This is a genomic window from Candidatus Paceibacterota bacterium, assembly GCA_041666545.1.
In the GTDB taxonomy this organism is placed as follows: Bacteria; Patescibacteriota; Minisyncoccia; order Phycocordibacterales; family JBAYGS01; genus JBAYGS01.
The window spans coordinates 1-12,174 of the sequence record JBAYGS010000008.1 but is presented as its reverse complement, the minus strand read 5'-3'; the positions used below and the strand labels follow the sequence as shown (position 1 = coordinate 12,174).

The window sequence follows — 12,174 nt, the reverse complement described above, 5'->3', positions numbered from 1 at the left end:
TCTCACTCGACCGTCGTCTCGTTCGGCCGCGACCCCGCCTCGCGACCCACCGAAACGGCGGGTAACGCTCCGGCTCGCACAGGTACGAAAAAATCTCCAGCAGTGGAGATTTTTTGTCTTGTGCGCCGGGTTGGATTCGAACCAACGAAGGCCGGAGCCAGCAGATTTACAGTCTGCCCCCGTTGACCACTTGGGTACCGACGCATTTTATGAATTCTTTAAAGCGTTTCTGGTGCTTAGAATTTTTAGGGGATATCTCGTCAAAAAATCTTTTAACTTCCGAAACTCTCGTAAGATAAATCTTATGGGAACTTATCTCCGATGGTCTGTATCCTAACTCTTTTAGCATCTCCTGTAAAGATTTCAAAAGAGGCAGAGAATAATTCGTGAAGGAAATCTGGATGCCAAATCTCAATCGATATACAGAGCCATCAGTATCAAAAAAACCTCTTAAAAATGCTTCGGTAAACCTTTTTTGAGAGAAAATCCACTTGGGGGCGGCCACCTGTTCTTCAACTTTATTAGAGACTAATCCCCTTTTTTCTAACCATTTAACAGCCAGAACCGAACCAAAATATACATTCCGGTATTGACTATCGCGATAATTTGACCGCCGAATAAATACTTTAGGAGTAGTTTTGAATATGTCCCTGATCAAATTGCAAACATACTTAACATATTCCAGCTCCTTCGTTCCCAGGGTTACAATAACTTGCGTCGGGGAAATGTGACCATCGCCAAACATAATCCCAAAAAACTCTGCAACTTTTGCGGAATACATGTCAGGGATTTCAACTCGACGAGAAGTATTATTGTAACCTTTTTTTAAATGCCTATTAATGGGAATCTTGAGTCTTAAAAGCCGCGCGTATACCCCTTGCTCTGACAATCCTAGCTTCTGGGCTATTTGGCCTAAAGATAAATTTTCTGAAACATACAAGTGAAACAGTTCATTGTGATGTTTGCTTTTTTCTTCTGTCGTCCATTTCCTTGCCACAATTGAAGTGTACCATATTCTGTAATTGACCCCTCCACTATAGCTTTTATGTTCAAGACCACCGACCAAAAACCGCCCGGCTTTTCGGCTAGGCGGTTTTTAGATTATTTAGCGACAGACTGCGTTTCAGCCTTAATTTCTTGCATCACATCTTCAGTGAGAACATTCCCCTTTCGGCCTTTTTTGACATCAAAGACGAACTCCTCACCTTTCAAACTGACGGTAATGGCTCCCCCGCGCATAATACCTTTGGAAATCATAAGTGAGGCCACCGGAGTCAAAATCTTATTTTGAATCAAACGCTTCAAGGGTCTCGCGCCATATTGCGGATTGTAGCCATCCTTGGCGAGCAACTCCAATACTTCCGGCGAGACTTCGAGTCCAATTTCTTTTTCAACTAAGCGCTTCTTAACCAAATCAATTTGCAAACCGACAATTTCCTTAATGGTCTCACGGCCCAAAATATCGAAGATAATCACATCATCGAGCCGATTTAGAAATTCTGGACGGAAGTAATCCTTAAGAGCCAACATCACTTTGCTCTTAACATCGGCATATTCGTCAGTACCTGTGCCACTTGAGGAGAAACCAAGCTTTTCCATCTTATCTATAAACTGGGCGCCGATATTAGAGGTGAGCACAATCACGGTGTTCTTGAAGTTGACTACACGGCCTTTCGCATCAGTCAAACGGCCATTGTCCAAAACTTGAAGCAGAATGTTGAAGACTTCCGGATGCGCTTTCTCGATTTCATCGAAGAGAATAACCGAATAAGGACGGTGCCGGACAATTTCAGTAAGTCCTCCGCCCTCATCGTGGCCAACATAGCCTGGCGGCGCACCGATAATTTTTGAGACAGCATGTTTCTCCATATACTCGGACATATCGACTCGGATGAGCGACTTTTCATCGTTAAACATAAATTCGGCCAAAGCCTTGGTGAGCTCGGTTTTACCGACACCTGTGGGACCCAAAAACAGGAACGAACCAATTGGTCGATCCGGATCGGCGACACCGGCCCGAGAACGCTTGACTGCGTCGGCAATTTTCCTAACCGCTTCATCTTGGCCACGAATTCGCTTGGTGAGCTCGGCCTCAATGCGAGACAGCTTTTCCGCTTCGCCTTCGAGCATGCGAGCTACCGGAATATTGGTCCAACGCGAAACAACATCGGCGATGTCGCTTTCAGTAATCTCCTCCTTCAAAATACGGCGAGATTGCTGAAGTTTTTTTAGGCGCTTGATTTTAGTATCCAAATCTTTTTCTAAGGCCGGGATTTTGCCATAACGAATTTCCGCCGTCTTGCTCAAATCAACCCTCATTTCAGCTGCATCAGCCTCCAGACGCAAGGTTTCAAGTTGCTTCTTAATCGTCTTAATACCTTGCAAAGTCTCTTTTTCATTCTTCCACTTGAGCTCAATCTCTTCGGTCGTCTCTTTCAAGTCGGCAATCTCTTTATCAATCTTTTTGATTCTGGCTTTCGTAGTCTTCTTGCCGGATTCATTCTTCAGTGCCTCCCGCTCAATCTCCAAACGCAAAACCTTGCGATGAGTATCTTCCAAAACCGGTGGCATAGTCTCCAAAGAAATTTTCAGCGAAGAAGCGGCCTCGTCAATCAGATCGACAGCTTTGTCAGGCAAAAATCGGTCTGTGATGTATCGGGAGCTCAAATTGACCGCCGCCAAAATCGAGTCGTCGGTAATTCGAACGCCGTGGTAAAGCTCATATTTTTCTTTTAAACCGCGCAAAATTGCCACTGCATCATCGATTGACGGTTCGGCAACTGTGACCGGCTGAAAACGACGGGTCAAGGCCGGATCTTTTTCAATGTGCTTTTGGTATTCGCGCAGAGTTGTGGCGCCGACAGCTCGCAATTCGCCACGCGCCAAAGCCGGCTTCATCATATTTGAAGCGTCCATTGCGCCTTCCGCCGAACCGGCGCCAACCAGAGTGTGAATCTCGTCGATAAAAAGAATAATCTTGCCGTCGGACTTTTCAATTTCTTTAATAATATTTTTCAAACGCTCTTCAAATTCGCCACGATATTTTGTACCGGCAATGAGAGAGCCGAGATCAAGCGAAACTAACTCTTTATCTTTTAGAGACTCCGGAACATCGCCAGTTGCCATCCGATTGGCCAAACCTTCAACAATCGCGGTTTTACCAACACCGGCTTCACCGATTAAAATCGGATTGTTCTTGGTTCGACGGGATAGAATCTGAATGATTCTGGCAATCTCACTGTCGCGACCGATAACCGGATCAAGCTTGTTCTCCAGAGCCAGTTTGGTTAAGTTGCGGGTATATTTGGCCAAAGACTTGTGACGCTTCGGTTGAGTTGTCTCGGTAGTCTTGTTGGTGCGCACCTCATCAAGCACCCGCATAACGCTCGCGCGGTCAATTTTGAATTTGGATAAAATTTCACGCGCACTACCGGCCACATCAAAAAGTGAGATGAACAGGTGTTCGGTTGAAATAAATTCGTCCTTGAGTGAGGCTGCGACTTTGCCGGAATATTCAATCGATTGAGCAAGCTCGGGAGTAAGGTAAATTTGATATGACGGTGAAAGAGTCGAGGCGCCTTCGGCCCCCTCGATGTCTTCCAAAAGTGAATCGGTAAGTAAAATCGTATCCACACCAAGCTTCTCCAAAATTGACAGCACGATGCTGTCGTCTTGCGACAAAAGCGCCGCCAAAAGGTGAAGCGGATTGACATGGTTTTGGCCACGCTCGATCGCCAACTCGTGGGCCTTGCGAATGGCTTCCTTGGCCTTAGTTGTGAAATGGTTTAGTGGAGGCATAGGTAATAGTTTAGAAGTTTATAAGTTCTGAAGTTTAAGACTACCGAGGCAACACTATTATAACTTGGAAACGGCTGGCGAAAAAACAGCCTAATTTAATTAGTTACCTTGATATTATACTGTACTTTTTTTATAAGTCAATCCCGTTAGAGATTTGTTGTTAGAAATGGCTGGGTTGAGCCAAGTTATGAGCTAAACTGGCCCGACAGGTACTTTGACACGATGACGGTTATCTCTTGATAGCCTATCTCTAACGGGATCAAACCTAAATTAGCGGGTTTTAGCGTTTAACCCAGAGAGGACGGAATCGGCTTGTTTTTTGGCCAAATTTATCGCGGTGTAAACACTGCCACCGGTACTGCCTATCCCATCACCAAGATTAAGACCCACGACCTCTCCGGAAAGATTTAGAAGAACCCCTCCTGAAGCGACGCCTCGCGAACTGATGTCGGTTTCGATTGAGACTACGTGCGCAACAACATCCTTAGCAAGAATTTGATTGGCTGTTGGAGCTGGAGCTTCATCTTTCGTAATTAAGCTGGAAGCGATACCCAAGGCGACATTGTTGCGGTCTTGGCCGCCGACTGCAATTAATGATTGGCCGAGTTTCAAACTGTCCGAGTCACCCAGAACCACCGGAATAAATTGGGGCAGTTCGGCGCTAAGTACGCTATCACCTTTATCAATCTGGAGAACCGCGACTTGACCATTGTTATCAACGCCTAAAAATTTAAGTGGCGCAGACTTGCCGCCGGCAAAAACCCCGACAAGCGCGCTCGCCTTGCTCAAGGCCTTGCGGTCGATGATTACCACGCCGTCTTTGGAAATAACTGCGCCAACTCCGACAAAAATATTAGCTGGAATTTCTTGGGCCGAAATGATGCCTGAGTTCTCAGGTACACCTTGGGGAGCGATTGGCTGGCCGAAAATTCTCACAATACCCTTAGAATTTTTCTCAACGGCTTGAATAGTCAAGTCTTCCTGTTTTACGACGACAGTTTCCTTAGTCACGACTGCAGCGCCCTGAGAGGTCGCCGGAACGATTTTTTCAATGGTGCGTTCAACGACCCTATTGATGGTCTGCGTGACTGCCGGCGGAGCCTGGTTCACCAAAGAAACCGTCACAATGCCGGTGGCAATTGAGGTGACGAAGCTGACGAGGAGGGCAACGAGGATGAGTTGGTGTTTGGTTAGATGTTCCATAGATTAGTAAGTAGTTGGTAGTTAGTAGTGGGGAGTAAACTAATTAAAATAAGAGGGAATTTAATTTAATACAATAATAGAGCAACCCCACTACGATTGCAAGAGATTTTTTAGAATTTTCGCTGTCTGATCAAGATCGGCTTTCCGCGTGTCTCGACCGAGAGAAAAACGGACTGAAGTCTTCGCGCGTTTCCTGTCTCCGCCTAAAGCTTTAACCACATAGGAATCGCTTTCATCACGCAAACAAGAGCTTTTAGTCGAGACGGTGATTCCGGCATTATCCAACTGCAAAACCAGAAATTCTGTATCCACGCCCGGCAAAGAAATATTCAAATTGTTTGGCAGACGGTTTTCCAAATCGCCATTTAGAATAACTTTCTCGCTCTCAACTATTCCACCATTCGCGCGAATTAGAGAATAGAAATAATCGCGGAGTCTAGAGAGACGGAGTGACTCATTAATGCGAAGGTGACTGGCAATTTCGAAAGCTTTGGCCAGACCGACGATGCCGGCGACATTTTCGGTCGTTGAACGCAGACCCCTCTCTTGTCCTCCCCCAAAAATAATTGGCGACAGAGTTGTGCCCCGCTTAACATAAAGTGCGCCAACACCCTTAGGCCCGTACATTTTATGAGCATCGAGAGTAAGCAAGTCAACGCCAAGTTTTTCAACATTCAGTTCCAAATAATTCGGCGCTTGGCTGGCATCGGAATGGAAAATTGGTCGAACCGATTTTAAGTGCGTAGTGGGTAGTGAGTAGTGAGTAGTTTTTCGAAAATGGCGAAGCATTTTAGAAATCTCGCGGATGGGCTGGATAGTGCCGATTTCGTTGTTGGCCGACATCACCGAGACCAGAACAGTGTTCGGCTTAAGAGCTTTTTTGATTTTCTGCGCGTCAACAATGCCACTTGATTCGACTGGCACAAAATCAACCTTAGCTCCCCTTTTCACCAACTCGCGCATTGGCTCTAGGACCGAGCTATGCTCGATATTCGTCGCAATGAAATGCATTTTGGAAATCGGTAAGCCATGAGACTCAAGATTCCTGACCAAACCGAAGATCGCCAAATTGTTTGATTCGGTACCACCGGAAGTAAAAGTGATTTCATCTGGCAAGGCGCGCAAAAGCTCGGCCACGCTTTTGCGCGCCTTGCCAACCGCCTGTTTAGCTTTCACACCGCCAGCCGTAATCGAACTGGGATTACCAAAATCCTCCATCAAAAACGGCTTCATCGCTTTGAAAACCGCAGGATCAAGTGGCGTAGTTGAAGCATTGTCCAAATAAATTTTTCTCGACTTAGTTGACATAATAGCTTTGCTATGATATCACAGTCTTTAGGAAAGGAAAGCTCGATATGGAAAGCTCACTACTTGTTAACGGCACTTCAGTTTCTTTTTACTGGAAATGTCTTACTGCCCTCAAAAAACTACACAACAGCAACAAAGTCCTGGTCGAGGAGAACGACGAGGGTGTCCTATCCCCAATCCCAAAGCGCGACCGAGAAAAAGACGATAGCTACCAAGTTAGCGCTGTTGCCTGGCCGTTTATTCACAACCTTGGCAACCTACTTCGACCAGACCGAAACGATGAGGGTAGAATTGAATTCGGCGACCACATGAATGATGAGGAAATTGGGGAACTCATCAAGTCTGCCACACAAGTTCTCAACCTTCTCTGACTCTCCTCGTATCCAGACCCGCCTCCCGCGGGTCTTTTTATTTGAGACTTCTAAACTTCCTAACCTCAAAACTTCTAAACTGGCCTGTTTTCCCCAACTACTCACTACTCACTACCCACTACCAACTCTCCCCATGCTATACTTTCTCCATGATTTACGGTCTGCCAACCGAGCAAGTTATTTTCTATGCCCTGATTATCGTCATCGTCCTTTTGGTTGCCTGGATTATCCGGCTCGAATGGAAACTGAATAAGCTTTTGGTCGGCAAAAGATCTGTGAGCCTTGACGATTCGATTGCCACCCTCGACCGCAGGTTTAATGTTTTAAAAATTTTTAAGGACCAGACCGAAACCAAGCTCGCCAATCTCGATAGTCGTCTAAAAAAAGAGGGTACGGCCATCGAGACTATCCGATTTAACCCATTTAAAGGCACCGGCTCGGGCGGCAATCAAAGTTTTGCCACAGCCTTCATGAGCGAGGCCGGCGACGGAGTTGTGATTTCCACTTTGTACTCGCGCGAGCATGTGAGCGTTTTTGCCAAGCCGATTACAAATTTCGGCTCGACTTTTGAACTAACCGCCGAGGAAAAAGAGGCGATCAAGAAAGCTGGCGAAAAACTGAAAAATTAGGTATAATCTCGACAAGTTGAATCTAGCCCCATTATGGGGCGGTTTCGTTTATCAACCGTTATGCCAAAAACTCAAACCCAACCGAATAAACTCTCTCCTCGCCCGCCGGTTATCTGCGTGATGGGACATGTCGACCACGGCAAGTCGACGCTTTTGGATTACATCCGAAAAACCAATGTGGTTGAAGGTGAAGCCGGTGGCATCACTCAAAAGCTTTCGGCCTACGAAGTTGAGCACAGAGACGGCGCTGGCAAGGTCCACCGCCTGACTTTTCTCGACACTCCCGGCCACGAATCCTTTTGCCAAATCAGGACTCGCGGGGCCGATGTGGCTGATGTGGCAATTTTGGTCGTCTCGGCCGAAGATGGCGTCAAACCTCAAACTCTCGACGCTCTCCGCTGTATCCTCGTCAGCAAAATCCCTTATGTCGTCGCCATCAACAAAATCGACAAACCAAACGCCGATTTGGAGCGCGCCAAACAAAGCTTGGCCGAGAATGAAATTTATGTCGAGGGCTACGGTGGTAGTATTCCCTGTGTTCCGATTTCTGCCAAAACCGGAGTTGGCGTCGGCGACCTGCTTGATTTGATAATCTTGTCGGCAGAGATGGAAGAGCGCACCGCCGATTACGGCAAACTTATGACCGGTGTCGTGATTGAAACGGCCGTTGATTCGAGAAGGGGCATCTCCGCCACCATCATCATTAAGGACGGCACCTGGAAGCAAGGTGAAGCGATTGTCGCAGGTGAAAGTATTTCCCCGGGGCGAATTGTCGAAAATTTTGCCGGCAAGAAAGTTGGCGAGGCTACCTTCTCAAGCCCGATTAAAGTAGTCGGCTTCGATTCCGCCCCGCCAGTTGGCTCTCTTTGCCAAACCTTCAAGAACAAGCGTGAAGCGGAAGCCTTTGTCGAGGATTTGAAAGAGAAAAAATTGGCAAGACTCGCCGGCGCCAAGCCAGTTTCAAAGAAGATTGCCGAGAACGGTGAAGAGCCTGTGGAGACCACCCCTACCCTGCCAATCATTCTCAAGGCTGATTTGTCCGGTTCGCTCGAGGCTCTTGGTTATGAAGTTGGTAAAATTAAAAGCGACCGGGTGGTTGTAAAAATAATTTCTCAAAGCGTCGGCGATATTACCGAAAGCGATATCAAAGCCGCCGGCGGTAAGGAAGGAACTCTTCTTGTCGGTTTTAATGTTAGCGCCGACGCGAGAGCCAAAGCGATGGCCGAGCGAATTGGAATCGAAATTAAAACTTTTGATATCATCTACCAACTCACCGACTGGCTCAAGCAAGCGATTATCGACCGAACACCTAAAAAGCAGGTTGAGGCGGTGGGTGGTCAGGCTAAGATTCTTAAAATTTTTAGCACCGCCAAGGGCAAGTACATCCTCGGTGGCCGAGTCGAGGAGGGCGCCATCAATCTGGGCGATGAAGTCAAAATTGTCAGACGAGAAAACGAACTGGGTAAAGGCAAGGTCAAAAATCTTCAACAGGGCAAAAAGGACACCAAAGAGGTTCTGGCCGGCAACGAATTTGGCGCCCAAATTGAATCCAGTATCGAAATCGCTCCCGGTGACCGACTAATCGCAGTTAAGTTAGTAATGATTTAAATTTATGGGACTAAGAGACGACAGAATTAAAAGTATCGTTCAGGAGTTGGCTACCAAATTTATCGAAGCCGAATCTAATCGGCTTTCTCTTATTACCGTGACCAGTATTACGTTGACAGATAAGGCTAAAGGGGCAACAATAATGTTTACCGTCTTTCCGGAAACTGCCGAGAAAGCGGCGTTAGATTTTCTCAAGCGTCAAAGGGCGGAGTTTCGGGAATTTGTGAAAGCGCACTCTCGGCTCTCGATGATTCCTTTCTTTGATTTTGCGGTTGATCAAGGAGAAAAAAATCGTCAGAAGATTGATCAGATTTCAAATCTGGTAAAATAATATCGGCCACGTAGACAAGTGGTAAGTCAGAGATCTGCAAAATCTCTATGCGCGAGTTCGATTCTCGCCGTGGCCTCAAGAAAAAGTGCCCTGCGCTTTTTCTGGCCATGGTAGCAAGTGAACTGCTTCACTTGCGTCGAGAATCGAAAGGCTTTTCTATGTTTCGTCCGCGAAACGAGAAAAGCACCTGACTATGTAGTAGTCGATTCTCGCCGTGGCCTCAAGAAAAAGTGCCCTGCGCTTTTTCTGGCCATGGTAGCAAGTGAACACCACAAGAGTGCTTCAAATCTCTAATCGCTGTACTCAAGAGATTTTGGTCGCTGCTTCACTTGCGTCGAGAATCGAAAAGGTTCTCCCATATTTCCGAGTCGGTCTGCCGACGAGGAAATGGGAAACCTGTACTGAAGCTGTAAGCTTCGATTCTCGCCGTGGCCTCAAGCTAAAAGCTAGAAGCTGATAGCTAAAAGCTGATTTAAATGCCCGGGTGGCGAAATTGGTTATACGCGACAGACTTAAAATCTGTTGGCCCATTAAAAGGCCGTGTGAGTTCAACTCTCACCTCGGGCACAGGTAGCGAAGCGGACTGGGAACGAGAGCAAGCCAACTGCTTGGCTTGCGTGTGAGAGTTGAAAGGCTTTTCTATGTTTCGTCCGCGAAACGAGAAAAGCACCCGCCGATGTTTTCGGCAACTCTCACCTCGGGCACAAGATAGGGAAATTCAAACTGCTTTGAATTTTCCGATAAATTAAAAAACCGCTTGGTACTAAATTCCAAGCGGCATCTTCCTAAAAAACTGAAACAAAACACGGGGCGCCTGTGGCGAGTGGAATAAACCCTTCCCTCATCAAACCTTCTCGAATGGCGTGCGCACGGTCCCCCGGAGCTTGCCATTTCCGCCGACTGATTCTGTCGCCAACTCTGGACGCGACCTTCCGAAACCGCGACTCATTTGGCACCTGATAGACACCAACAATCCCCTCTTTGGCGGCCTCTCCAAAACCAGCCCGCATATTGGTGGTTACAATTACAATGGCATTCATAGATTCCTTTCTCTGTGTCAGTTATACGGCAGACCAAGACAAAATGCAACTTATACCTACTGTCCCAATTACACAATCATTGATTGCTAATATCAGCAAAATCTGTTAAATTTTTAAGCATTCCGCTCATAGCCCCGACGCTCTGGGACAGAGGTCGGGACCCCGACTTCGCAGGGCGAACGTCGGGACTCAGTCCAGATGTTTTGAAATTATATATGCGCCCGTAGCTCAGTTGGTAGAGCAGCTCCCTCTTAAGGAGATGGTCGTAGGTTCGATTCCTACCGGGCGCACAAGCCAAAAAATCTCTACTGCTAGAGATTTTTCTGGACTTGTGCGAGACGGAGCGACCTAAATTTCTTCGAGCTTTGCGAGTTAGAAATTTGAAGTACTCTTGTGGTGCCATGTTTTGTGAGCACACAAAACGGGCGAGTCTGGGTCGCAGAATTTTGTGAGCGACGGCGAGCAAAATATCTGTGACCACAAATTCAGGGCTACAACTACAAACGCGCGGGTGGCGAAATTGGCAGACGCACACCCTTGAGGTGGGTGCGCCGTAAGGCGTGGAGGTTCAAGTCCTCTCCCGCGCACAAAACATTAATCCTGTTGCGAGAGCAACAGGATTTTTTGTTTTGTAGCCTGCGGGAGAGGACTTGAACGACGGAGGCAGTGAGCACACAGCAGTGTGCGAAGCCGAGTCGGTGCCTAGCCTAAAATTTTCTGGCGGGAAAATTTTAAGGCGAAGGAAAGTCCTCATAGGAGCTTTCGTGAGGACTTGGAAGCCGGAGCGCGACGGCGCGAGGCGGGGTCGCGCAAATTTTCAGCAGAAAATTATGCGTGACCAAGTCCTCTCCCGCGACAATTTTCTGACGAGAAAATTTTAAGGCGAAGGAAAGATTCCTCTCTCGCGCACAGAAAATTTATCTCTCAATCTCGCTGCACTAAATCTTGCTATCGCAGAAATTAGTGCAGGTGGAAGATACTACAAATCAAACTGGATCTTTAGAGATTCCTCGTTGTCTACAGCGCTAGCAGTAATCATCCTGACATGCTTTTCTGCGCCATAAAAATTTACCACTTCACTCACCTCCTCAAAACACGGAAACGGATATATAAAGGCGGATTTCTGCAGTTCAATAAAACCCAAATTGTTCAAGTGCATCCTTAATGATTCACGGACCACCTTAAGCTTCTCCGGAACATCAAAAATAACAATTCTCCAGTTCCCATCCCACTTGGCCGGGACCTTGAGCTTTAGTTTATCTAAATTACACAAAACCCCGGCCTCCTTGCCTCGCTCTGTAAGAACCAAACGAATTGACCCGTCTGAACTTTTTATCTCGGAGACAAGACGGTCACGATGAATGGACTTAATCGCCCGTTTAATACTCGAGCGACGAATGCCTTGCCACTCATCGGCCATCTCGCTTAAAATTTCAAATTGCTGCCGAGGTGAGCGAGATAAACTTAAAGCCAAACCGCCCAGCAAAAGAATAATCAACTTACTTTTAATCTTTCCACTGTATAGGTTTCTAGATTGGTACTTCTTGGTAATGCTCATTTTGATTAATTATACCACCTGCACTAATTGTTGCTATCGCAGAAATTAGTGCAGGTGGATAAGTTGGGTAATGCGAGGATGATCTAGTCTTTAGGATAATAATTTCGCCTTTTGAAAAAACTCAGGTAAACTATGACCTGACTGGGCACGTGGTGAAATTGGTAAACATTCACGTTTCAGAGACGTGTGCCGTAAGGCTTGGGAGTTCAAATCTCCCCGTGCCCACACGAGAAAGCAAACTGCTTTGCTTTCGGGGGAGATTTGGAGAGGTTCTCCCATATTTCCGAGCCGGTCTGACGGCGAAGAAATGGGAAACCTGTACTGAAGC

General features: G+C 46.8%; 10 protein-coding genes and 6 tRNA genes. 9 read left to right on the top strand and 7 right to left on the bottom strand.

What is annotated here, in order from left to right; all coding sequences use genetic code 11:
• Positions 1–121 precede the first annotated feature (121 nt).
• From WCT25_05080 to WCT25_05060, 5 genes are all read right to left on the bottom strand, one after another.
• Positions 122–204: transfer RNA gene (locus WCT25_05080), tRNA-Tyr, on the bottom strand.
• Positions 167–997, bottom strand: coding sequence for an LAGLIDADG family homing endonuclease (locus WCT25_05075; GenBank protein MFA6536765.1), 831 nt, complete (start codon positions 995–997; stop codon positions 167–169). Before WCT25_05075 ends, WCT25_05080 begins: the two co-directional genes overlap by 38 nt.
• 104 nt (positions 998–1,101) lie before the next feature.
• Positions 1,102–3,798, bottom strand: coding sequence for an AAA family ATPase (locus tag WCT25_05070; GenBank protein ID MFA6536764.1), 2,697 nt, complete (start codon positions 3,796–3,798; stop codon positions 1,102–1,104).
• 270 nt (positions 3,799–4,068) lie between these two features.
• On the bottom strand, positions 4,069–5,001 hold the full coding sequence (locus tag WCT25_05065) for a S1C family serine protease (protein MFA6536763.1): 933 nt from the start codon (positions 4,999–5,001) through the stop codon (positions 4,069–4,071).
• Between the two features lie 90 nt (positions 5,002–5,091).
• Positions 5,092–6,309, bottom strand: a complete 1,218-nt coding sequence (locus WCT25_05060) for a cysteine desulfurase family protein (GenBank protein ID MFA6536762.1) — start codon at positions 6,307–6,309, stop codon at positions 5,092–5,094.
• Positions 6,310–6,356: 47 nt separating this feature from the next.
• Here WCT25_05060 and WCT25_05055 point away from each other — a divergent pair, with 47 nt between their 5' ends.
• The 6 genes from WCT25_05055 (at position 6,357) to WCT25_05030 (ending at position 9,815) form a co-directional block, all read left to right on the top strand.
• Positions 6,357–6,680, top strand: a complete 324-nt coding sequence (locus tag WCT25_05055; protein ID MFA6536761.1) for a hypothetical protein — start codon at positions 6,357–6,359, stop codon at positions 6,678–6,680.
• A gap of 149 nt (positions 6,681–6,829) precedes the next feature.
• Positions 6,830–7,309 carry a DUF4446 family protein gene (locus tag WCT25_05050; protein ID MFA6536760.1) on the top strand — a complete coding sequence of 160 codons (480 nt, stop codon included), beginning with the start codon at positions 6,830–6,832 and terminating at the stop codon, positions 7,307–7,309.
• Positions 7,310–7,369: 60 nt separating this feature from the next.
• Complete coding sequence (gene infB / locus WCT25_05045; GenBank protein MFA6536759.1) at positions 7,370–8,917, top strand: translation initiation factor IF-2; 1,548 nt, start codon at positions 7,370–7,372, stop codon at positions 8,915–8,917.
• 4 nt (positions 8,918–8,921) lie between these two features.
• Positions 8,922–9,248 carry a ribosome-binding factor A gene (locus tag WCT25_05040; protein MFA6536758.1) on the top strand — a complete coding sequence of 109 codons (327 nt, stop codon included), beginning with the start codon at positions 8,922–8,924 and terminating at the stop codon, positions 9,246–9,248.
• A 4-nt stretch (positions 9,249–9,252) separates the two neighbouring features.
• Positions 9,253–9,324, top strand: a tRNA-Cys gene (locus WCT25_05035).
• A gap of 402 nt (positions 9,325–9,726) precedes the next feature.
• Positions 9,727–9,815: transfer RNA gene (locus WCT25_05030), tRNA-Leu, on the top strand.
• A 218-nt stretch (positions 9,816–10,033) separates the two neighbouring features.
• Here the strand turns inward: WCT25_05030 and WCT25_05025 are convergent.
• Positions 10,034–10,288 carry a hypothetical protein gene (locus WCT25_05025; GenBank protein MFA6536757.1) on the bottom strand — a complete coding sequence of 85 codons (255 nt, stop codon included), beginning with the start codon at positions 10,286–10,288 and terminating at the stop codon, positions 10,034–10,036.
• Between the two features lie 217 nt (positions 10,289–10,505).
• On the opposite strand from WCT25_05025, the gene WCT25_05020 reads away from it, so the two are divergent.
• Both WCT25_05020 and WCT25_05015 read left to right on the top strand, forming a co-directional pair.
• Positions 10,506–10,578, top strand: a tRNA-Lys gene (locus tag WCT25_05020).
• 215 nt (positions 10,579–10,793) lie between these two features.
• Positions 10,794–10,875 (top strand) — tRNA-Leu (locus tag WCT25_05015).
• 392 nt (positions 10,876–11,267) lie between these two features.
• Here WCT25_05015 and WCT25_05010 read toward each other — a convergent pair.
• Positions 11,268–11,846, bottom strand: coding sequence for a hypothetical protein (locus tag WCT25_05010; GenBank protein ID MFA6536756.1), 579 nt, complete (start codon positions 11,844–11,846; stop codon positions 11,268–11,270).
• A 143-nt stretch (positions 11,847–11,989) separates the two neighbouring features.
• On the opposite strand from WCT25_05010, the gene WCT25_05005 reads away from it, so the two are divergent.
• Positions 11,990–12,071: transfer RNA gene (locus WCT25_05005), tRNA-Leu, on the top strand.
• Positions 12,072–12,174: the final 103 nt, after the last annotated feature.